Source organism: Brevibacillus sp. RS1.1 (genome assembly GCF_013284365.1).
Taxonomy (GTDB): Bacteria; Bacillota; Bacilli; order Brevibacillales; family Brevibacillaceae; genus Brevibacillus; species Brevibacillus brevis_D.
In genome coordinates this window covers 179,438-202,700 of record NZ_JABSVA010000004.1, presented here as the reverse complement: position 1 = coordinate 202,700, position 23,263 = coordinate 179,438, and the positions used below count along the sequence as shown (strand labels likewise).

General features: G+C 48.3%; 20 protein-coding genes. 19 read left to right on the top strand and 1 reads right to left on the bottom strand.

The window, feature by feature from the left end:
- The first annotated feature begins 42 nt into the window (after positions 1–42).
- The 4 genes from HP570_RS15280 (at position 43) to HP570_RS15265 (ending at position 4,266) form a co-directional block, all read left to right on the top strand.
- Positions 43–2,829 (top strand): lipase/acyltransferase domain-containing protein, encoded by a 2,787-nt coding sequence (locus HP570_RS15280; protein ID WP_173626261.1) that lies wholly within the window; start codon positions 43–45, stop codon positions 2,827–2,829.
- Positions 2,830–2,855: 26 nt separating this feature from the next.
- Entirely contained in the window at positions 2,856–3,188 is a 333-nt protein-coding gene (locus HP570_RS15275) for a hypothetical protein (protein ID WP_173626260.1), read from the top strand.
- Positions 3,189–3,271: 83 nt separating this feature from the next.
- The gene (locus HP570_RS15270; protein ID WP_173626259.1) at positions 3,272–3,769 is read left to right on the top strand and encodes a YwhD family protein; all 498 of its coding nucleotides are present in this window, start codon (positions 3,272–3,274) and stop codon (positions 3,767–3,769) included.
- A 239-nt stretch (positions 3,770–4,008) separates the two neighbouring features.
- Complete coding sequence (locus HP570_RS15265; RefSeq protein WP_064200364.1) at positions 4,009–4,266, top strand: hypothetical protein; 258 nt, start codon at positions 4,009–4,011, stop codon at positions 4,264–4,266.
- Positions 4,267–4,315: 49 nt separating this feature from the next.
- Here the strand turns inward: HP570_RS15265 and HP570_RS15260 are convergent, their stop codons facing one another.
- Positions 4,316–6,367 (bottom strand): transglycosylase domain-containing protein, encoded by a 2,052-nt coding sequence (locus tag HP570_RS15260; protein ID WP_173626258.1) that lies wholly within the window; start codon positions 6,365–6,367, stop codon positions 4,316–4,318.
- A gap of 196 nt (positions 6,368–6,563) precedes the next feature.
- On the opposite strand from HP570_RS15260, the gene speE reads away from it, so the two are divergent.
- The 15 genes from speE (at position 6,564) to HP570_RS15185 (ending at position 23,142) form a co-directional block, all read left to right on the top strand.
- Positions 6,564–7,397, top strand: a complete 834-nt coding sequence (gene speE, locus HP570_RS15255; RefSeq protein WP_026134007.1) for a polyamine aminopropyltransferase — start codon at positions 6,564–6,566, stop codon at positions 7,395–7,397.
- A gap of 19 nt (positions 7,398–7,416) precedes the next feature.
- Positions 7,417–8,286, top strand: coding sequence for an agmatinase (speB, locus tag HP570_RS15250; protein WP_064200366.1), 870 nt, complete (start codon positions 7,417–7,419; stop codon positions 8,284–8,286).
- A 180-nt stretch (positions 8,287–8,466) separates the two neighbouring features.
- Positions 8,467–9,711 (top strand): MFS transporter, encoded by a 1,245-nt coding sequence (locus tag HP570_RS15245; protein WP_173626257.1) that lies wholly within the window; start codon positions 8,467–8,469, stop codon positions 9,709–9,711.
- Between the two features lie 55 nt (positions 9,712–9,766).
- Complete coding sequence (locus HP570_RS15240) at positions 9,767–10,180, top strand: YwiB family protein (protein ID WP_173626256.1); 414 nt, start codon at positions 9,767–9,769, stop codon at positions 10,178–10,180.
- A gap of 74 nt (positions 10,181–10,254) precedes the next feature.
- The gene (locus HP570_RS15235) at positions 10,255–10,647 is read left to right on the top strand and encodes a hypothetical protein (protein ID WP_015893672.1); all 393 of its coding nucleotides are present in this window, start codon (positions 10,255–10,257) and stop codon (positions 10,645–10,647) included.
- Between the two features lie 77 nt (positions 10,648–10,724).
- Complete coding sequence (locus tag HP570_RS15230) at positions 10,725–12,143, top strand: sigma-54 interaction domain-containing protein (protein ID WP_173626255.1); 1,419 nt, start codon at positions 10,725–10,727, stop codon at positions 12,141–12,143.
- Between the two features lie 164 nt (positions 12,144–12,307).
- Complete coding sequence (gene kamA / locus HP570_RS15225) at positions 12,308–13,672, top strand: lysine 2,3-aminomutase (RefSeq protein ID WP_015893670.1); 1,365 nt, start codon at positions 12,308–12,310, stop codon at positions 13,670–13,672.
- Between the two features lie 264 nt (positions 13,673–13,936).
- Positions 13,937–16,012, top strand: a complete 2,076-nt coding sequence (locus HP570_RS15220) for a heterodisulfide reductase-related iron-sulfur binding cluster (protein WP_173626254.1) — start codon at positions 13,937–13,939, stop codon at positions 16,010–16,012.
- 115 nt (positions 16,013–16,127) lie between these two features.
- On the top strand, positions 16,128–16,667 hold the full coding sequence (locus HP570_RS15215) for a sigma-70 family RNA polymerase sigma factor (protein WP_173626253.1): 540 nt from the start codon (positions 16,128–16,130) through the stop codon (positions 16,665–16,667).
- Entirely contained in the window at positions 16,664–17,782 is a 1,119-nt protein-coding gene (locus tag HP570_RS15210) for a hypothetical protein (protein ID WP_173626252.1), read from the top strand. The genes HP570_RS15215 and HP570_RS15210 overlap by 4 nt, the downstream gene beginning before the upstream one ends.
- A gap of 161 nt (positions 17,783–17,943) precedes the next feature.
- Positions 17,944–19,122, top strand: a complete 1,179-nt coding sequence (locus tag HP570_RS15205) for an acetyl-CoA C-acetyltransferase (RefSeq protein ID WP_015893667.1) — start codon at positions 17,944–17,946, stop codon at positions 19,120–19,122.
- A 15-nt stretch (positions 19,123–19,137) separates the two neighbouring features.
- Positions 19,138–19,989 carry a 3-hydroxybutyryl-CoA dehydrogenase gene (locus HP570_RS15200; RefSeq protein ID WP_015893666.1) on the top strand — a complete coding sequence of 284 codons (852 nt, stop codon included), beginning with the start codon at positions 19,138–19,140 and terminating at the stop codon, positions 19,987–19,989.
- Between the two features lie 30 nt (positions 19,990–20,019).
- The gene (locus tag HP570_RS15195; protein WP_173626251.1) at positions 20,020–21,162 is read left to right on the top strand and encodes an acyl-CoA dehydrogenase; all 1,143 of its coding nucleotides are present in this window, start codon (positions 20,020–20,022) and stop codon (positions 21,160–21,162) included.
- A 35-nt stretch (positions 21,163–21,197) separates the two neighbouring features.
- On the top strand, positions 21,198–22,340 hold the full coding sequence (locus tag HP570_RS15190) for an acyl-CoA dehydrogenase (protein ID WP_015893664.1): 1,143 nt from the start codon (positions 21,198–21,200) through the stop codon (positions 22,338–22,340).
- A 169-nt stretch (positions 22,341–22,509) separates the two neighbouring features.
- Positions 22,510–23,142 carry a TetR/AcrR family transcriptional regulator gene (locus HP570_RS15185; RefSeq protein WP_015893663.1) on the top strand — a complete coding sequence of 211 codons (633 nt, stop codon included), beginning with the start codon at positions 22,510–22,512 and terminating at the stop codon, positions 23,140–23,142.
- Positions 23,143–23,263: the final 121 nt, after the last annotated feature.

Sequence of the window (23,263 nt, the reverse complement as noted above, 5' to 3'; positions counted from 1 at the left end):
TTTTTCTACTGTAAAGCTAGAAAAAGGATGAGGGGGATTTTTGTGGGAATAATCACGCGGCGCTTGCTTTGTGTGCTTCTCCTATTCGCTTTATGCTTGGGAAATACAGTGGAACAGGGCTGGGCAAAAGAACGGGAGATATTCGTAGAGGAGGCGTGGGCATGGATCGACGAGGGAGAGGTGCGTTTTCAGGCACAATTATCAGGTACTCCGGATAAAGTCGAACTTTCTGTCAGTCAGGGCAGCGTCAGTAAAATCCGTTCTTTTCACGAAGAGTCTCAGATTTCCCTCGCTATCATGCCTATGGATGATAGCCCTATCCAGATAACGATGTCCATAGATGATGCGGAAGGGCCGTTACGTAGCTGGGAGCTATCGTTACCTGAACACATAGAACCGACCGTAGAAAAAATAAAAATCAAAAAGTCGCCTTGGGATGAAATAGCTGCCGATCAGGAAGAGCCGTTAATGTTGGTCGAACGAGAGGGCGAAGACAAAAACGAGGCTCCAGCAGAAGAGGCAGAACAAAAACAGGAGCAGGATGCCTCCGATGAAGAGCTTTCGCGGCTAGCAGAGGAATTTTATGCGCATTTTTCAGGCGAGAATAAGCCAGGAGAAGCGGAACTGCGAAATAGAGAAGTTCGCTTTGAGGTAGAACCGAATGATACCTTGGGCAGCAAATCAGACTGGCTATTTGATGGAAAGGACAGCCATGGAAAGATTAGCAGCAAGAATGATGTGGATTTTTGGAAAATCAGAGGAACAACAAATGGACAGATGAATATTTCCCTCACAGATATTCCAGCGAACGAAGACTACGACTTGTATGTGTATGATGAGGGGGAAAGGGAGCTTGCCCGTTCGGAGCAGCATGGAAATGAGTCTGAGCTAATCGAGGGACTGGCACTGGAAAAAGACAAATGGTACTACATCAAGGTCGTTGGAAAGCAGGGCTCTTTTTCGAAAGATTACTACTACCGCTTGCGAGCTGATTTTTCCGCGGATCATGGAGGGGGCAAGGCAGATGGATACGAGCCGAATGACACAATGGAAGCGGCATACAAGCTGGATGCATATAACCGAAATATCGTAGGAAATCTTCATTCAAAAACGGATGTAGATTTTTACAGCTTATCCTTTCCGCTCTCCTCTACTGTGGAGATCTCTCTCAAGGATATCCCTACTGGAATGGATATGGACATATTTCTGCTCGACGAGGCTGGGAAAGTCGTCGCTAGTTCCGAGAAAGCGAAGCATTCGGATGAACATATTATCTTCAATGCCTATCCTGGCACCTACATAGTCAAGGTCATGGCCAGCAAACGCTCGGGTTTTACCGCTAACTCGTACAGTCTTTATATAGGAGACAGAACGATTCCGATTATCCTAATCCCAGGAGTGGGTGGATCCCGACTCGAAGTAGAGCAGAATGGAAAGAGATCGGAAATATGGTTGGGACTTGGCGATAGTCTCATTGGTATTAATGATCCTAAACACCGCCGGCTACTCTCTTTGGAGCCGATCAAGCCAAATAGTATAGATGTACAGCCAGTCGCCCGTGATGCGACGATCCACCCGGAAAAGGATGATTTTTACGCCATCGAATATCTTTCCTATGCACCGTTTTTAAAAGAACTTACCGAACAGTATTACAGCATGGTAAAGGAACTGGAAAAGGCGGGATACAAAAAGCACCGCACCTTATTTGCACTACCGTACGATTGGCGGTACAGCAGCACCAAAAATGCCAAGCTTCTAAAAGAGAAAATCGATGCTGCACTAAAGGCAAGTGGGGCAAACCAGGTGCATTTGGTGGCACATAGCATGGGTGGGCTCTTGGTAAAAGAAACACTTCTATCCAATGTGTCCTACCAGCGCAAAGTGAATCGTGTCGTATACATGGGCACACCCTTCCTTGGCTCTCCACGGGCATATCAGGCTCTTAAGCACGGATACAATTTTTCAATCCCTTGGCTGGATGAGGAAACAGGGAAAGTGATTTCCTCCTATGCACCTGCTGTTTACGAGCTGCTACCCTCTAAAAAATACTTTGAATCGGTTGGCTTCCTGAAAAGGAGTAACATTCAGTACTACACCTATGACGATTTTTTAAAGGACAAAAATATTCGCCTCGACTATGCGCCGCTCGTCAGACATGGCGGCCAGATGCATGAAAAGTGGGATAACAAAACGATCAATGTTCCACAGTATTCCATCGTGGGTACCGGCCAAGTAACACTGCTCGGTTACTTTTATGATTCTTTTTATAACGAATGGTCCCCGATTCTGGATCCTGGCGTTGGGGACGGTACCGTTCCGTATATGAGTGCCAATTACGCCCAGAAGGATATGAAAAAACGATACTACGTGAAAGGCGAACACGCCAAGCTGCCGACCATACCAGAGGTCATCGACCAAGTAACGCGATTGCTACAGGGAGATGACGAATTACAACCAGGGTTACGCAATGCTCCGGATCAAAATGCGGACTACTTGTATTACATCATTGCACAAGATGACAAAAGCTTTCCTGAAGTGACGATACATAAATCAGGCCAGACTTTTACGCTCGACGCCAATAAAAAAGAAGTCCGGGAAGACCTGTCTATTGAGTATCACGATCGTATCGTTGTTATCCATGTTCGAGATGGTGAAGACTTGGAATTCCAGCCGCCTGTAGCTGTAGAGGGTGCGGAGCCAGCGCGCTTTCTGATCAAACGCTTCTCATCAGATGATTCGGAGCGTTACAAAGAAACAGGTAGACGTTACGTGCTTGATGAGCGTGGACTGGCTGAGGTAGAAGAAACTACGGATTCCAATGATGTGTAATCATCAAAAGCAAAGGGTGTAAGACAATGGATGATAATTGGATTGTCTGGTTCATACTCGGTCCTTTCGTATTCTCATTGATGTTTGCGGGGCCTTTGATTGGTTTGCTCATCGGTGCTTTCATTCGCTTCACGCTAGGCTTTCGACGCTGGTTGATCTTTCTAAGTGTTCTTTGTATCAGCTTTGTGTACTACCTGTTTATTGTTCCCTCTGACACGATGCTAGGCGAACTGTTAGTCATGAAGGTTGCCATGGCCGTCCATACAGCGATCGTAACGATCCTGATCATGTGGGGCATCGAAAAAATCATCCAGCTCATAAACAAAAAACGAAACACCCAAAAGCCCATGGATAAATAACTGGGCACATAGGCAAATTGCGTCATCATACGTTTTTCGAGTAGAATAAAAGGAAGGAGAATGATTGTCTGGAGGTTATTCAAATGGATATTTTTGATAATAAAAAAGGCGGCTTTACCATCATGAGTGGAAAAACCGATGTACACGGCGGTTTTGGTCAAGGTGTGCTCGACCTGAATGCTGTGTCCTCGGTCATTATCGATGGGGACGAAGCGTACATTGACATGGGTGCCTTACATGCCAAAAGTTCTGTTGAAAAGGGCATCAAATGGACGACAAATAAAGAAGAAGTACCAAATGGAAAGCCTTATTGGCTCGTTTGGGTAACAGTCGATCGCAATGAAGCCGGTCCTTACTATGCAGGGGCGACTGCGTGCTACATGGAAATCGATCGGGAAGCGCGTAGGGGCTACAAAATTTTGGCGGATCACGTGAATCGCATGGATTACTCCATGAAGAGACGTATTATGCTGACCGATCTATCCGAGAAGGAAAAAGCTGCTCTGAAAAAGCTTTTGATTGAAAATAACGAGGCTATGTATGAGAATTCTACCGAGGAATTAAAGCGAAATTTGTCCTAAAGTTGGAAATCGTGAACGGTCTGTGAACAAATCGTGAAATCAATTGTTCACACAATTGAAGTCAGGTAAACTTATTTCCATATTGTGTTACATGTACACTTGGTCAACAAACAGGGAGAGAGCCGTCACTCTTTCCCTGTTTGTCTTATATAATTGTCAGCGTTCATCATAGTTTTTGGGAAATCGCGGAACACTAATGGGGATTGAACCAAACTGTTTGACGGAAGGGGCGGTACCCATTGGAAGAAGATCTCCGTGGTAATGAACAATCGCATGATCATTTTGTGAGGCACGGTGGCGTCCATTTCCGCACACATGTGACTCCGACCGAGATAAACAATTTTGTGCGCAAGCTCCCTGCTGGAAAAAGGGACAGCTTGTTTGAAGTGCTGGAACAGCTTGATCATGCCGGTCTGATTACGATCGTCAACGACCATGTATTTGCCGATGGAGATGGAGTCGTGGGCGGCGGGGACAATCAGAACACGCTAGGTTAATAGGCATACAAAAAGGACGTACTCGATTAAGAGAAACGTCCTTTTTTCTTTAGTGATCTGGTTTCCACCAACTGCCCATGCGCTGCCAAAAGGTTGAAGAATCTGGCGGCTTTAAAGGTGTTGGTGTCTCATTTTTGGGGATGTGATTCATGCAATAATCTTGAGGCTCTGTTCCGCTGGCGAAATAAAAGAGCTGTGGATTCGGACAATGCTCGGTCGCCAGTTTTCTAGAAGCGGGATCGATATAGACAGAAACAACACCAGCAGGCATGTCAAAGAGGGCAGGGGGCTGACCTTTGAGCGCACTTTCCATGAACTGGGCCCAGATTTTTTTGGACAGATAGCCTTCCTTTACATCGTCGACTTTTTGATTTTTGTCGTAACCTACCCATACGGTCGAAACCAGCTGCGGAGTGAATCCGCTCAGCCAAGCGTCATAATCCGTAGATCCTGTTTTCCCTGCTACTGGTCGGTTCATTTCACCAGCTACGCGATATCCCGTACCGCCTTGTTCAAATACACTTTGCATCATATTGACTAAAAGAGCAGATGCGACAGGATCGGCTACCTGCGTTTTCTCTGGTTTTTCTTCAACCAAAAGGTTGCCCTCGCTGTCCTCAATAGAAGTGATCGCAATGGGCTTCACTGCTTGTCCCTTGTTGACGATTGCTGCATAAGCTGCGTTTAACTCTAAGGGAGAGACAGGTGAAGTTCCTAGTGCGAGAGAGGGAACTGCTTGCATTGAGCTGGTAATACCTAATTGCTTTGCCTGATCAACCACTTTTTGCGGCCCGAGAAAATCAATGGTCTTGACGGCATAAATATTGTCGGAGGTTTTGATTGCTTCACGCATGTTGATCAGTGCGTTTGGATATTTTCCACCAAAATTGCCGGGAATGTACTGCTTATTGTTGTCGTAGGTAAAAACGGTCGGTTCGCTTTTCATCAACGTGAGCGGTGTATAGCCGTTTTGCAAGGCTGACAAATACATGATCGGCTTGAAGGAGGAACCGGGCTGGCGCTTGCCAAGCACGCGATTGAACTGACTCGCCTTGTAGTCACGTCCACCTACCATCGCTTTGATATAGCCGGTAGCAGGGTCCATGGCGACGAGGGCAACCTGCAAATTCGGATTATTCTTCGGTAAGACGGAGGCAACAATATCCTCGGCCTTTTTTTGTACAACTGGATCAAGGGTCGTGTGGATTTTTAGACCGCCATGAATAAATTTTTCTTCGTCAATGCCATATTTGTTTTTTACCAAAGTAGCGATGTAATCACGGAAATAAGGAGCTGGCTCGGTTACCTTATCGTTTGCTCGCTGTTTCAGCTTGATTGGTTCCGCGTAGGCTTGCTCTGCTTCCTTCGATGTCAGTAGATTGTCGCGCTCCATCGCATCCAAAATGAGCTTTTGTCTGGCTTTGGCGCGTTCCAAATCGACAAAAGGTGAATAATAAGTAGGACCCTTAGGGATGCCTGCGAGCATGGCGCTCTCTGCAACCGTCAAATCTTTGGCGTCCTTGCCGAAATAGGTTTGGGCAGCAGCTTGTACGCCATAGGCTGAATGACCGTAATAAATCTGATTCACGTACATTTCTAATATTTCATCCTTGCTGTAATTCAGTTCAAGCTGAATCGCAAGCAGGGCTTCCTTGATTTTTCGCTCCCATGTCTTGTCCAAGCTGAGGTATAGATTTCTCGCCAATTGTTGGGTGATGGTACTGGCACCTTGACGCATGTCCATGTTAACGACATCGACATAAGCAGCCATGGCTAATCGTTTCCAATCAAAACCGAAATGCTCGCGGAACGAACGGTCCTCGATAGCAATGGTCGCATCAAGCAATGCTGGTGAAATCTCTGCAAGCGGCACAGAAATCCGGTTCTCGCCACGGTGCATCGTATCCAAAACCTCTCCATTGGAAGCGTAAATCGTCGTGGTTTGCTTCACAAATGTTTCCGGGAGTGGTTGTGAGCGTAAGTACAAAATGAGCAGCAAGATGGCAAAAGAGAAACATAATAGGCTGAGAATGGTAAATTTTACGAATTTCTTAGCCCAACGCAAATAGCGCAGCAATGGGGCTTCGCGAATGACTTCCATGTGTGCCTCTCCTCCTTTCTGCGGTTGAATAAATAAAATAGGACATACTACGTTACTAGTAGTATGTGTCGCTTGTAAGCTGGTTAAACTTTCCTTGCTAGAAAAATATCTTGCAATTTGGAAGACAGCTACTATAATTTTCTTGTTATATTGTATTTTCATGCGGTTAATTGAAGGAGGTTACATAGCCATGAACATGGAATTGTGGTACACCGAAAAACAGACGGAAAATCACGGGATAACAACGAAAATTACAGAGACCCTATACAGTGAGAAATCCGAGTTTCAACAAATCGACGTAATTCATACGAAGCAGTTTGGTCGCATGTTAGTGCTCGACGGCATGGTTATGACTACCGATGTCGATGAGTTTGTCTACCATGAAATGATTTCTCATATCGCGCTGAATACGCATCCAAACCCGAAAAAGGTTCTGGTTGTAGGCGGCGGCGATGGCGGTGCTATTCGTGAAATCGTAAAGCACGCGTCTGTAGAAAAAGCAGTTCTGGCTGAAATCGACGGTGGCGTCATTGAGTCTTGCAAAAAATATTTCCCTGAGATTGCGAGTGCATTGACAGGTAATCCGCGTGTAGATGTACAAGTCATCGATGGTATTAAACATATTCATGACCACAAAGGTGAGTACGATGTGATCATGGTCGACTCTACAGAGCCAGTAGGACCTGCTGTAGGTTTGTTCGAAAAAGGTTTCTACCAAGGCATCCACGATGCTTTGAAACCAGACGGTATCATGGTTGCTCAAACGGAATCTCCTTGGTTCAACCGTGAACTGATCAAGCGTGTGTTCAAAGACCTGAAATCGATCTTCCCGGTTACTCGTCTCTACACTTGCAGCATCCCTACTTATCCATCTGGACTGTGGAGCTTCACCATCGCTTCCAAGCAACATGATCCGTTGGAAGTAGACCCAGCCAAAATCAAAGATCTGGGCACCAAATACTACAATGCGGAAGTTCACCACGCTGCTTTCAAACTGCCTAACTTTGTGGCTGAGCTGACCCGCGACTAATCGGGGGAGAACTACACCTATGCGTTTTGACGAAGCATACTCTGGAAATGTCTTTATCCGTAGTCACGGGAATTACGAAGAAAGCCAAGCGGTTATTTACGGGATGCCGATGGACTGGACAGTGAGCTTCCGCCCGGGATCTCGTTTTGGTCCTGCCCGTATTCGTGAGGTTTCTATCGGACTGGAAGAGTACAGCCCGTACTTGGACAGGCTGTTGGAAGACATCAAATACTTTGATGCTGGCGATATTCCACTTCCTTTTGGAAACGTGGAAGGTAGTCTGGACGCGATCCGTACATTCGTGGCAAAAGTATTGGCAGATGGCAAATTCCCATTGGGTCTTGGCGGAGAGCACTTGGTTTCCTGGCCAGTATTCCAAGCGGTTTATGAAAAGTACAAGGACATGGTCGTATTCCACTTTGACGCGCATACAGACCTGCGTGACAACTACGAGGGATACGAATACTCCCACTCCACCCCGATCAAAAAGGTATGCAACCTGATCGGCGGTAAAAATGTATACTCTTTCGGAATCCGCAGCGGGATGAAGGACGAGTTTGAGTGGGCAAAAGAAAACATGCACCTGTACAAATACGATGTACTGGAGCCAGTGAAGCAAGTGCTGCCTACCATCGGCAACCGTCCGATCTACCTGACGATTGACATCGATGTATTGGACCCTGCGCACGCTCCAGGAACAGGTACAACAGAAGCAGGCGGCATCACATCTCGTGAGCTGCTCGATACGATTCACTTCATGGCAAACAACGGTGCGAATGTCATCGGTTGTGACCTGGTGGAGGTTGCTCCTGTGTATGACCACAGTGAAATGACGCAAATCGCGGCGTCCAAATTCGTTCGCGAGCTGCTCTTGAGCTTTGTAAAATAAGCTATCTACGTAAGTAAGCCTCCGGTTTTGGAAAAGAACCGGAGGCTTTTTCTATTGGTGAGAGAGATTGAACTAAATTAATAAACATTTTAGTTTACAAAGTATAAAATAGTCAGTACAATCATAATAGTGAGATGATTGAAAAGTCGACGGAGGTTTTCTTACAAAGGAGTTGTCTGCATGAGAGAGGTATTTGCCTACGCACCATTTCGAAAGCTGTTCTTTTCCAATTTGTTCTCCGGTTTTGGGCAAGGCATGACGATGATCGGGATTGCCTGGTTCCTCGTGGAAACGACAGGCTCTGCTCAACTTTTGGGCTCCACCATGTTTACTTCTGCGGTACTGATGTTTTTTATTGGGCCGTATATCGGGACGCTCATCGATCGTTACTCCCGCAAGAAAATGCTTCTAATCGAAAACTTGATCGGATTTGGCGTACTTGGCCTGCTCGCGATCTGGGGCTTTTTCGGAGATTACACCGAGTGGATGTTGATTGTTATCTATTTGACGACGACCTTTATGTACCAGATTCATTACCCGACGCAATCCGCGTTGGTTCAGGAGACGTTTGAGCCCAAGCACTACAATAGCATCAACAGTCTGCTCGAGATCGAAGGACAGACAGCATCCGTTCTTGCTGGCGCGTTTGCGGGGATTTTGCTGAGCTCCTACGGGCTGCATGTGGTGATTATTTTCAATGCGATTACGTACTTGTTCGCCTTTACCCTGCTGTCTACCATGACGTATACCTTCACACTGGAAAAAGAAGCGAAGCAAAACCAGGGTGTCGCGTGGACGGTGCAGCTGATGGAAAGCTGGCGGTACATTCGGCAAAAGAAAGGATTCCTTCTGTTTGGTATATCCGCACTTATGCCCTTCATTGCTGTTATGGCGACGAACTTATTGAAACCGGTTTACATAAGCCAAACGTTGCAGGCGGGTGTCTCAGTTTATTCGCTAGGAGAGGTCACGTATGCGCTAGGTGCTGTGGCGGCAGGTTTACTCGTTGCGATCGTCGTACGCAAGATGGGGCAGCTGGCAGCCATGATCGGCAATACGTTGCTATTCGCGATTGCCATTGTCGTCATGATTGCTTTGCCGTATGGCTGGGCGCTGATTGCGGCGTACACGTTTTACGGGTGGAGTAACGCTTCTGTGCGATTGATTCGGCAATCGCTCTATATGACAGTTGTGCCGAAGCATCAGATGGGGCGGGTGATGAGCTTTTTCAACTCCATCGGCATGATGATGCGTCTGGTCCTGATCGGTTTGTTTACGGCGATGATCGATTACACGGGGGCAGGAGTCGGATACTTGGTGTTGGCGGGTCTGCTGTTGCTTGCGGCGATTGGGGTTGCTGCTACCATGAAATACCTGCTGGCGGATGCCAAATCGGAGGCGGCGGTTGCCACAGAAGAGCGGTGAAGGGTAGAATGTAGGGATAAAAGGGAAGCGAAAGAAAGTGGAGTGTGGAAGCAGCATGCAAGACATACAAGTGAAATTGACGGCACGGCATCATGTCGAAGGCAACTGGGAAGAAACGACCCACAGCTATGAAGGCAAGCGCATACAAAAAGCATCCGCGTGGTACCTGACCTACAAAGAGCAGATGGAGGACGTTGGCGAAGTAAGCACGACACTGAAGCTGACAGATACGTCTATTACGCTGGTCCGTCAGGGTGGTGTTTCAACCAGGCAGCAATTCGAAAAAGGAGCCAGCACCCATTCTACCTATCAAAGTCCCTATGGCCCGTTCGCAATGGAGACGCATACGAACAAGCTGCGAATTCGCTACGAGGCAGAGGTTCCTGTACAGGTAGAAATCGCGTACCAGCTATGGATGAATGAGCAGTACGCTGGTGAGCATGAGCTGAAAATAGAGCTAGGAAAATAAGCCGCCCTTTGCAAGGGCGGTTTTTTGCACGTACAATAGGAGTACTTGCGGCTGAAGTGAGAGGGGGATACAGCATGTTTGTACTCACAAATGGACTAATAGCCGGTCTGGGTCTTGCTGCTTTTTTGGCACTCGGGGATGGTTTGTTTGATACCAATACCTTTCCCGTTTTAATTGATGTCAGCTATGTACCGGGTATGGAAAACCTGCCCTCTATTGTAGAACTATTGATTCATCTGCTGATTAGTGTGATCGTCGCCTTTTTTCTCATGCACTTTTACCCGTGGGAACGAAAAGCCCGATCGGTACGATACTTGCTGTACTGGATGCTCGGTTTTTCTGTCGCGTTTTTCCCATTTAGTGTGTTAAGTAAATCCCCGATCAGTATGACAGCGTTCCTCATTTGGATATTGGGACATTTACTGTATACCGCTATGCTTGCCATTCAGGTAGGGCGTAATCGATAATAGCGTAAAAGTGCCGAATATTCGGCGAAGTGATGATTTTTTGGCAGCATGAATGGAAGGAAGGAGTGAAAGCCAGGATGCCGTTGTCAGATACGGTAGAAATGTTGCAGGCGATCTTGGGTGCTATCGATGAAGGAATTCACGTTGTGGACGCAAATGGCATTACGATTTTCTACAATCACGTCGCAGCCAAGCTCGATGGGTTGACCTCAGAAGAGGTGTTGGGAAAGCCATTGTTGGAGGTTTTTCCTTCACTTGATCGACAGTCGAGTACTCTGCTTCGTGTTATCGATAGTGGCGAATCAATCTACAACCAGACACAGACATATAAGAATTGGAAGGGAATGCGTGTAGAGACAATCAACACGACACTTCCGGTGAGAGTAGGCAAACGGTTAGTTGGTGCAGTCGAGGTGGCGAAGGATATCGGCAAGCTAAAAGAACTGTCGGAGCGCTTGGTTGATCTTCAGGCCAAAATTAGCAAGCCGAAACGGACAAAACGCGCGGTAGATGAAACAACTTTCCATTTCGAAGATATTTTGACGATGAGTGAAAAAATGAACCGCCTCAAAGAACGCGCTCGAAAATCTGCCCGGACAAGTTCTCCTGTGTTGATATACGGCGAAACCGGGACGGGAAAAGAACTGTTTGTCCAATCTATTCACCACGCATCTGTCCGCAGTAGTAAGCCATTCATCGCACAAAACTGTGCCGCGCTTCCGGCCGCATTGCTCGAAAGCTTGCTGTTTGGCACGACAAAAGGAAGCTTCACGGGAGCCGATGATCGACCAGGGTTATTCGAGCTGGCGGACGGTGGTACTCTATTTCTGGATGAACTAAACAGTATGCCGCTCGATTTGCAAGCAAAGCTGCTACGAGTCCTCCAGGACGGTCAGATCAGACGGATCGGTGGGAGCCATTCGACCAAAGTGGACGTACGGGTAATCGCAGCAGTCAACGAAGCACCGCAGTCACTCGTGGAACGAGGTGTCATGCGAACCGACCTATACTATCGGATCAACGTCGTCTCTTTTGAACTGCCTCCATTGCGAGAGCGCAGAGAAGATGTGGATATGCTGATCGATCATTTCTTGGAAAAGTTCAACCAGATCTTCGGTATGAATGTGCGTGGAATCAGCAGTGAAGTGGCTAGTTTGTTTGCTGCGTATGAGTGGCCGGGGAATGTCCGTGAACTGGAGCATGTCATAGAAGCAGCCATGAATATGGTGGAGTCGGACATGATTTTGTTGGATCATCTTCCGGCTCATTTGCTGGAACGCTCGCAGCCTGAGAAAAAGGAAGCGCCAATTTCAGCTCAACTCCTACCCAAGGAAGGCTGTACGCTGCCTGAAATTTTGCGTGAGGTAGAGGAAAAGGTGATCAAAGAGGCGATGCAGCAAACGGACGGCAATGTACTTCGCGCCGCCAAGCTCTTGGGCATCCCAAGACAGACGCTGCAATACAAGCTCTCGCAGCGGATGATCCCTCCCTGTTGAGTGCCGAAAATTCGGCAGACTCGCGAAGGATCAAATGGATAAGAAGCGCTCACAAAACGCTCTATTCCTTATTTTCTAAATCTTTTGATTTGTTGGCATGGCACTTGCATCTCTTGTTAATTGAGTGAAGCGAAGAGGTTCACCATAAGACGAGAGGAGACGGGATGCACATGACAGTAGCGACAAAACGCGATTGGCGTTCGATAGAACTTTGGAAGGATGTCACGGACGAGCAATGGAATGACTGGATGTGGCAGCTTACGCACACCATCAAGACGGTCGATGATTTGAAGCAGGTAATCAACCTGACACCGGAAGAGGAAGAGGGCGTACGTATTTCTACGCAAACGATTCCACTCAACATCACACCGTACTATGCTCATCTAATGGATCCAGACGATCCAAGCGATCCGGTTCGCATGCAGTCTGTACCTTTGTCCTCTGAGATGGTTCGTACCAAATACGACATGGAAGACCCGCTCCACGAGGATACCGATTCTCCTGTACCTGGTCTGACGCATCGTTATCCAGATCGCGTGCTTTTCCTGGTGACGAACCAATGCTCCATGTATTGCCGTTACTGTACGCGTCGTCGCTTTTCTGGCCAGATCGGCATGGGCGTGCCAAAGAAACAGTTGGATGCCTGTATCGATTATATTCGCTCAAGACCAGAAGTCCGCGATGTATTGCTCTCCGGTGGAGACGGTCTGTTGATCAATGACCGCGTACTGGAGTACATCATCAGCAGTCTGCGCGATATCCCGCATGTTGAAATTATTCGGATCGGAACGCGTGCACCTGTTGTATTCCCGCAACGCATTACTGAAAACCTGTGCAATATCCTGAAAAAATACCATCCGGTTTGGCTTAATACACACTTCAACCATCCAAAAGAAATTACACCGGAAGCAAAGCTGGCATGCGAGATGCTCGCCAATGCTGGTGTTCCGCTCGGCAACCAGGCAGTTATTTTGGCCGGTATCAACGATTGCGCGAATACGATGAAAAAGCTGGTGCAGGATCTGGTGAAAATCCGCGTTCGCCCGTATTACATCTATCAATGCGACCTGTCAGAGGGAATCGGACACTTCCGCGCACCTGTCAGCAAAGGTATCGAAATCATTGAGCACCTGCGCGGCCATACTTCCGGCTATGCAGTTCCGACCTTTGTAGTAGACGCTCCACACGGCGGCGGTAAAATTCCTGTCAGCCCGAATTACATCATTTCGCAAGCGTCCGATAAAGTCGTCCTGCGTAATTTTGAAGGCGTTATCACGTCCTATCCAGAGCCGAAGCAATACCACGAGCATGATGAAGAAAACTGCGAATACTGTAAGGCTGCAAAAGGCAAAGCTGTTGGTATCGCAGCACTCATGCAAGACGAGGTAGACAATCTGGAGCCGACTGATCTGCCGCGCAACAAGCGCATCAAGGCAACCAAGGTCAAATCACTCGCGGACGTACGCTCGGAGCAAAAGTCCAAGAAAGAGCACACCACTGCCGAGACCAAGGAAGCTTCAGGAAAATAAGTAGGATCAACAGCTACCGGTATAAAGGTAGCTGTTTTTTTCGTAAGAATATTTCCAACTCTTCGAAGAGGATGGATGATTCGCAACTTGTGTGTTAAGATCGAGTTGTACCCATTATGAGCGGTCGCTCAGTATCGTTTCATTTTTCGAAAAAAATAAACAGACTGACTGAATACTCATTCATTTATTTCCATGATTCTGATAAGATAGAAAAAACGATTTCCACGTCCAAAGACAAACTCGCAATAGAGGGGAGTAGAAAACATGCTGGCACTCATTAATTTGATCGCCTTCTTCCTGGTTCTTGCTTACGGGCTTTATTTAGCCGGACATGTCGTGTACAGCAGATACTTGTTTATCAAGCTGGGGAAAAAGCCGGATGTGAAAAATGACTTTGGGGCACGCATCAATCTGATGCTGGACAACGTCATTTTCCACAAGAAGCTGCTGAAGGACAAGAAGAGCGGCGTGATGCACGTCGTGATGTTTTACGGTTTTATCACCCTGCAATTCGGAGCCATCGAGCTGATTATCAAAGGGCTTTCGAAAGGCTACGAGCTTCCTTTTGGCAGCGCTCACAAATACTTCTCTGTCATGCAGGAGATCACCACGTTTCTCATTTTGGCTGCGGTCGGCTACGCTTTTTACCGCCGCTATATCGAAAAGCTCAAGCGTCTGAAGCGCGGCTTCAAGTCAGGGATTGTTCTCTTGCTGATCTCCTCTCTGATGGCGACTGTCTTGCTCTCGCTCGCTTTTGAACAAATTTGGCTCGGACATGAGCCATCGGCGTTCGCTCCGATCTCTTCTGTTTTTGCGATCGTATTATCTGCGATTGGAGTAGGGACAACGGGTGCAGTGGTAGGCTTTTACGTTTTCTGGTGGCTGCATCTGATCATCTTGCTCGGCTTTGCGGTTTACGTGCCGCAGTCCAAGCACGCGCATTTGCTGTTTGCGCCTGTCAATGTGTGGTTCAAAAAGCTGGACCCGCCAGGCAAGCTGACCAGCATTAACTTCGAGGACGAGACACAGGAAGAATTCGGTGTCGGCAAGATCGAGGATTTTACACAAACGCAGCTCATCGACCTGTATGCTTGTGTGGAGTGCGGTCGCTGCACAAATATGTGCCCGGCCTCTGGAACGGGAAAAATGCTCTCCCCGATGGATCTGATTACGAAAATGCGCGACCATTTGACCGAAAAAGGTGCTTCGGTGACATCGCGTACACCATGGATGCCGAGCTTCGCTTTTTCACAGACGACTGCCAATCAAATTGCGTTCCAAGCATCTGAAGTAGCAGCGACGGCGGAAGGAGCAACCGCGGTCTATGAGAAAAGCTTGATCGGCGATGTCATTACCGAACAGGAGCTGTGGGCTTGTACGACCTGTCGCAACTGTGAGGACCAATGTCCGGTAATGAACGAGCACGTAGATAAAATCATCGATATGCGCCGCTACCTGGTCATGACAGAAGGAAGCATGCCAGCAGAAGCGCAGCGCGCCTTGAACAATATCGAGCGCCAAGGCAACCCGTGGGGAATCAACCGCAAAGACCGGACGAAATGGATTGAAGGTCTGAACGGTGAGTACGAGGTGCCAACTGTGAAGCAGGTCGAGGAATTCGAGTACTTGTTCTGGGTAGGCTCGATGGGATCATTTGACTTGCGCAGCCAAAAAATTTCGCAGGCATTTGTGAAGCTCATGCACGAAGCAGGTGTGAAGTTCGCCATTTTGGGCAACGAGGAAAAGAACTCTGGCGATACGGCTCGCCGTATTGGTAACGAATTCTTGTTCCAGCAGCTCGCCCAGGAAAATATCGCCCTGTTTGAAGCGTATGAAGTCAAAAAAATCGTCACCTGCGACCCGCATGCGTTCAATACGTTTAAGAACGAATATCCGGAGTTTGGGTTGAAGGCAGAGGTGTACCACCACTCTGAGCTGTTGGCGGAGTGGGTGAAGGAAGGCAAATTGAAGCCAACCAAGGAAGTCAAGGAGCGCATCACCTACCACGATTCCTGCTACTTGGGCCGCTACAACGAAATTTACGACAAGCCACGCGTGATCCTCGAAGCCATCCCTGGCGTAGAGGTGGTCGAAATGAAGCGCAGCGGCTGCGACAGTATGTGCTGCGGAGCGGGCGGCGGCTTGATGTGGATGGAGGAACATGAGGGCTCTCGTGTCAACGTCACACGTACGGAGCAAGCTCTGGAGGTTAACCCCACGGAAATCGCGAGTGCATGCCCATACTGCCTGACGATGATGAACGATGGAATCAAGACCAAAGAGCAGGAAGATCACGTCAAAACACGCGACGTCGCAGAAATTCTCGCAGACGCCATCTAGGTTCATATCATGCGCAAGTCTCGGTGCTAATCAAGCGACGAGGCTTGCGCATTATTTTTTTGCAAAAAAACTGTAAGATAATGGAGCCAGCTGAATCAAAAAGAGTGGGAAGGGAGTGAGGAAGCTGGAGCTTACAGAGAGAAGCTTAACCAAAACAAAGGAAGCATTATTTGATGAATTGATCCGGCACTATTTGAAAAAGGTGCTGCGACTCGTGTATTTGATGGTCAAGGACCGCAGTCTGGCAGAGGATATCACACAGGAAGTGTTCCTGATAGCTTACAAAAACTTGGGGAAATTCCGACAAGAGAGCTCGATGCAGACATGGGTGTACCGAATCGCTGTCAACGAAGCGAAAAAACATCTGCGCTCGTGGTCGTTCCGTCACCTGTTTTTCAAATCGGAAGTGGACATAGAGGTAGTCGAGGGGGCAGAGTCGGCTGTTTTGCAAAATGATCTTCGCGCCCGTTTTGCCCGTCTGGTCATGAAGCTGCCGCATAGCTATCGTCAGTTGATTGTCCTTCACTACTACGAGGAGTTGTCCGTAGAGGAGATCGCAGTCATTTTGGACACGTCCGCAGGAGCGATTTATACGAAAATGCACCGCGCACGCCAGAAGCTCAAAGTGCTCCTGGAAAAGGAGGGGATCGAATGAATCTGGATAAATTGCTGGCGGAATTCAAGGAAACGGCTGACCGGACACTGTTGCGCGGAATGGACGATACGACTGGCTTGGAGGAGCGGATTCGCATGAATATCGAGAAGAAGGGCAAGAAAAGGTTTCGTTTCATCTACCCTGTAAGTGCAGCACTTGTTGCGGTTGCGCTTGTCATCGGGTTTACCCCTTATATACTGCAAAAGGAAAGCACGACGAGTACACATACGCCGAAGGGAACGTCTGCCGAGCCAGGGACCCATCAAAAGCCTGATCCAAAAGCTCACCCAGCTTCTGATGATCAGGTGATTATGGGAACGGTAGATGAGATCATCGATGTCTTGCGTGTTGGGATGACACAAGACCAAATCAAGGCCAAGATTTCGTTCCCTTACACAGTTGTAGACAATTATGGCGGAAGCGGGGACGATGGCACAGAAGAGTACTGGGGCTATTCGATTCTCGCAAAAAAAGGATATCAGCAAAAAGAGTGGACAATGATCGATACGGAGGCTCTGCTAAAAAGAGACGTGGGCTTGGCGATGTTAGTTGGATGGAAGGATAAAAAGCTTTATTGGTATACCATAAGCTATGTCCAAGGCAAAGAGGTCTATCTTTTCAAACTGAATAGTAACGGTACCGTTACTGAGAATGTCGTAGATGTTCCCCAGGATGGCATACAAACACCTCCTGCTCCGTCCATATTCGATTTAAAGCCTGAGGAAGAGGATCGTTATTACAATTACATGTATGAAAAAAAGGATGAACTATTGCGTGGGCTGTCCCCGACTGACATTGTGAAGCTTTATGTAAGAGCAGTGCAAGATGGACAGCTCGAAATGCAGTACGCCTTGCGTATCGTGGATGAAGGCGTGGAGAAGCCGAGATTCGAGCAATATTTGGAAGAAGTGAAGAAAAATCCAGTTGGAGAACGAAATTTGTGGAGAAGTAATAAAAAAATGATTGAGCTGGGGAGCAAAATTTGGGTTGAACATAAAGACGACGAAACAATCGTCTGGACTGAGTACAAGGATAAAGGCCACGAGACAACGGGATATATCATGCGGCAAGACGACCAGGGTATCTGGAAAATAAGATGGAGACCGCAGAAGTAGCAACAACAGCCTGACTCTCACAAAAGTCAGGCTGTTCTTTTTTTCATTATTGATTGACTATTCGTACGGAAGACGGCAAAATAAAAGTATGCAAAATGAACGAACGCTCGATCAATTTAGTTTTTATTAATGTGAAACATCATCCGAATGGAGGGCATTCGATGAAAACGGTCATTGTAGGGGCAGCGCGTACCCCTTTTGGTAAGTTTGGTGGCTCTTTGAAAGCGCTGTCGGCAGTAGAGCTCGGCTCCATTGTAATCAAGGAAGCCGTTGAGCGCGCTGGCATTTCCGGCGATCAGGTGGACGAAGTGATCATGGGTATGGTCTTGCAGGCAGGTGCGGGTCAGGTGCCCTCACGCCAGGCAGCTCGCAAAGCTGGTTTGCCGTGGAATGTAGCGAGTGAGACGATCAACAAAGTATGCGCGTCCGGGATGCGTGCAGTGACGATGGGGGACCAGATCATTCGGGCCGGGGACGGAGAAATCATCGTCGCTGGCGGCATGGAGAGCATGAGCAACGCACCGTATGCATTGCCAGATGCACGTAACGGAATGCGGATGGGAGATTCGACCGTACGTGATCTCATGATGTACGACGGCCTCACTTGCCCGTTTCATCAAGTGGCGATGGCTGTTCACGGCAGCAATGTGGCGGAAGAGAACGGGATTACGCGAGAAGAGCAGGATGCGTGGGCGCTGCGCAGCCAGCAGAGAGCCGCACAAGCAATGGAAAAAGGACTTTTTGCCGACGAGCTTGTCTCGGTTTCCATTCCGCAAAGAAAAGGGGAGCCGCTGCAAGTAACCGTCGATGAAGGACCACGTCCGGATACCACCGAGGAAGGATTGGCGAAGCTGCCACCCGTGTACAAAAAGGACGGAACAATCACGGCAGGCAATGCACCGGGAATCAACGACGGAGCGGCAGCAATGGTGCTGATGTCAGAAGCGAAAGCACAACAGCTGGGCATCAAGCCGCTTGCGACGATACTGGGACACGCTGCGGTCGGCGCAGAGGCTCCTTATATCGCGACAACTCCGGGGCTTGCGATCAACAAGCTCTTGGAAAAGACAGGTGTCTCGCTTTCGGAGATCGATCTATTTGAGGTAAACGAAGCATTTGCCGCGGTAATTTTGACCAGTGGCAAAATCGTTGGCTGGGACGCAGAGAAAGTGAATGTAAACGGGGGAGCGATTGCGTTCGGACACCCGATTGGCGCGAGTGGCGCTCGGATCATTATGCACCTCGCCTATGAATTGAAAAGACGAGGCGGCGGCTTAGGGATCGCGGCAATTTGCAGCGGTGCCGCACAGGGTGACGCCATCTTGATTAAAGTAGACTAAGGGAGGCCTTTTTGCATGAACGTACAAACGATTATGGTCATCGGGGCAGGACAAATGGGCAGCGGGATTGCTCAAGTAGCGGCGCAGGCTGGCTTTCGCGTTTTTCTGAACGACGTCCAGCAAGCATTTGTAGAGCGCGGTCTGGCCACGATTACGAAAAACTTGTCGCGCAACGTGGAAAAAGGCAAGCTCAGCGAAGCAGAAAAGGAAGCGATTCTCGGCCGTTTAACACTGTCTACTGATCTGGCAGATGCGTCTGAAGCAGATTTTGTGGTAGAAGCGGTGACAGAAAACATGGCGGTCAAAACGCAAATCTTTTCCAAGCTGGATGAAGTATGTCCGCCGCATACGGTGCTCGCGAGCAATACATCCTCGCTGCCGATTACTGAGATTGCGGCAGTTACAAAGCGGCCGGAAAAAGTAATCGGGATGCATTTCATGAACCCCGTTCCAGTGATGAAGCTGGTTGAGATCATCCGTGGGCTGCAAACGTCCGATGAGGTCTATCAGCTGACAGAAGATTTGTCTAAACAAATGAGCAAGGTACCCGTGAGCGTCAACGATTTCCCAGGTTTTGTGTCCAATCGGGTACTGATGCCCATGTTGAATGAAGCGATTTATTGCGTGTACGAAGGAGTTGCAACACCGGAAGCGATCGATGAAGTGATGAAGCTGGGCATGAACCATCCGATGGGACCGCTTCAACTGGCTGATTTCATCGGGCTGGATACTTGCCTCTACATTATGGAAGTACTGCACGAAGGGTTCGGTGATTCGAAATACCGCCCATGCCCATTGCTGCGCAAGTACGTAAAAGCAGGATGGCTAGGCAAAAAATCCGGTCGTGGTTTCTACGTGTACAGCTAACCGAAGATTTCGCAGAAAGGTAGGACGGACATGGATTTTCGATTGAACGAAGAGCAAGAGATGATGCGCCGCATGGTGCGAGACTTTGCCCAGAAAGAGATCGCACCATTCGTCCCGGTGATGGAGGAGACGGACCAGTTCCCACGTCAGATCCTCAAAAAGATGGGCGAAATGGGGCTCATGGGCATTCCGATTGCCGAAGAGTGGGGAGGAGCGGGAGCGGACTTTATTTCCTACATTTTGGCCATTCACGAGATTTCTAAGGTGAGTGCGACAGTAGGTGTCATTTTGTCCGTGCATACCTCCGTCGGGACGAACCCGATTCTCTACTTCGGTACCGAGGAGCAAAAACGCAAATACGTGACCAAGCTTGCGAGTGGGGAATACCTCGGAGCTTTTGCCTTGACTGAGCCGCATGCAGGTTCTGATGCGAGTAGTATCCGAACCACAGCAGTGAAAAAAGGCGATGAATACATCCTGAACGGAAACAAGGTGTTCATCACGAACGGCGGGGAGGCAGATACGTATATCGCCTTTGCCGTTACTGACTCGACAAAAGGACCCAAGGGAATATCGGCCTTTATCGTAGACAAGGATACGCCGGGCTTCACGGTTGGGAAAAAGGAAAAGAAGATGGGACTTCACGGTTCCTATACAACAGAGCTCGTATTCGACAATGCCCGTGTAGCGGCTGCCAACCTGCTTGGACAGGAAGGGGAAGGCTTCTGTATCGCGATGGCGAATCTGGATTCCGGTCGCATCGGGATTGCTGCACAAGCGCTTGGTATTTGCGAGGCCGCAGTCCAATACGCGACAGAGTACGCGCAGGAACGTAAGCAGTTCGGACAATCGATTGCCAAGCAGCAAGCCATCGCTTTCAAGCTGGCTGACATGGCGACGAAAGCAGAAGTAGCCCGATTGCTGGTATACCGAGCGGCGTGGCTGCGCAGTCAAGGAATTGCTTGTGGAATGGAAGCCTCGATGGCAAAACGCTTTGCCACAGACTCTGCGATGGAGCTCGCCACAGAAGCGGTACAAATCTTCGGTGGCTATGGCTACACCAGAGAATATCCGGTTGAGCGTCTATTCCGGGATGCGAAAGTAACGCAAATCTATGAGGGCACCAACGAAATTCAGCGAATCGTTATCGCCAAGCATTTGCTTGCTGATTAATAGAAAAATGAAAAGCACATGGGGGAGTGAGCCATATGAATTTCCAACTGACGGAAGAACATGACATGATGCGCAAAATGATTCGCGACTTTGCAGAGAATCAAGTAGCTCCGACAGCAGCCGAGCGCGATGAAGAAGAGTGCTTTGATCGTTCCATTTTTGAGCAAATGGCTGAGCTTGGACTGACAGGGATTCCTTGGCCGGAGCAATACGGCGGAGCAGGTGCAGATTACCTGAGCTACGTCATTGCAGTGGAAGAACTCTCCCGTGTGGATGCCTCCATCGGTGTAACACTGTCTGCACATGTTTCCTTGGCGAGCTGGCCGATTTACAAATTTGGGACAGAGGAGCAAAAGCAAACGTTTTTGCGTCCATTAGCAGAAGGCAAGAAGATGGGCGCGTACTGTTTGACCGAAGCGGGGTCTGGCTCTGATTCTGCTGGAATGCGCACGACAGCCGTACGCGATGGCGATCACTACATTTTAAATGGCACCAAAATCTTCATTACCAATGCAGGTGAAGCAGAAATCTACATCGTATTTGCGGTCACTCAACCAGAATTGAATCATAAGGGCATCACGGCTTTTATCGTTGAAAAAGGTATGGATGGCTTCACGATGGGGAAAAAGGAGAAAAAACTGGGTATCCGTTCCTCGCCAACACTTGCGGTCAACTTTGAAGATGTGCGCGTACCGGTAGAAAATAGACTGGGCGAAGAAGGCCAAGGCTTCAAGATCGCGATGATGACATTGGACGGTGGAAGAAACGGTATCGCCGCTCAAGCATTGGGAATTGCACAAGGGGCGTACGAGCATGCACGGAATTATGCCAAAGAACGCAGTCAGTTCGGCAAACCAATCGCTTCCTTGCAGGCAATCCAGTTCAAGCTGGCAGACATGGCAACCAAGATCGAGGCATCCCGTTTGCTCACTTACCAAGCAGCGTGGCTGGAGGATCAAGGTCTACCATATGGCAAAGCATCTGCGATGTCCAAAGTATTTGCAGGAGATACAGCAATGGAAGTGACAACCGAGGCTGTTCAAGTTTTCGGAGGTTACGGCTACACCCGGGAGTATCCTGTGGAGCGCTTTATGCGTGATGCCAAAATTACACAAATCTATGAAGGAACAAATGAAATCCAACGTGTCGTGATCAGCAATTTCCTGCTAAAAGAGTAGGAAGCTATCCCGTCTTCCAACACGATTACACACATAGAAAAGAAAAGTTTGGCTTTGTGCTCTTACTCGCGTATAATGATCAGCGATGATACAAAAGTAGAGTGTTTGCGCCTTCTTTTCTATGAGGCGTCTGACCAAACGCTCAGTCGGTTGGAAAGGTGGATTTGGAGTGTCTGACAAGAGAAAAACGATACCGTCCCTGGTAAAGGACCCAAAACTGATCGAAAGAAGACGAGAGCAGATTATTGAGGCTGCCGTTCATCTCTTCGTTAATAAAGGTTTTCATAAAACGACGACAAGGGAGATTGCCCGGGCGTCTGGATTTAGTATTGGTACGTTGTACGAGTATATCGAGTCAAAAGAAGACGTTCTCTATCTTGTTTGCGATGCCATTCATGCGGAGATGGAGACGCGCTTGCGTGAAGCGATCAACTTCAACGGAACTGGCTTGAAAACATTAAAGGTAGCACTTAAAAGTCTGATCCGCGTGATGGATCAGATGAGTGACCGCGTTTTGCTTATTTATCAGGAAGCCAAATCATTGCCAAAAGAAACACTCCGCTATGTATTGGGGCGTGAAGAAGCCATTTCGCATATTTTCGTCGAAATCCTGGAAAAAGGGATTGCCGATGGTTCGTTGCGCATTGACGAAAAGAACGTCAAGCTGATGGCGGACAATATCATGGTGCTGGGCGAAATGTGGGTCTTCCGCCGCTGGGCATTGAAAAAGCACTATACCATTGAGGAGTACACAGAGAAGCAAATTGCCCTGTTGCTTCGCGAAATCAGTGTCTCCGATTAAGAAGAGAGTTTGAAAAGTCTGGAAAACATAGGGTGCCAAGCATACTTCGCGTCTACTGCGCCTTGATCTGCTTGGCCCTGTTTTTCCTCCTTTTTAAACGTATAAAAAGGAGAGTGGAACG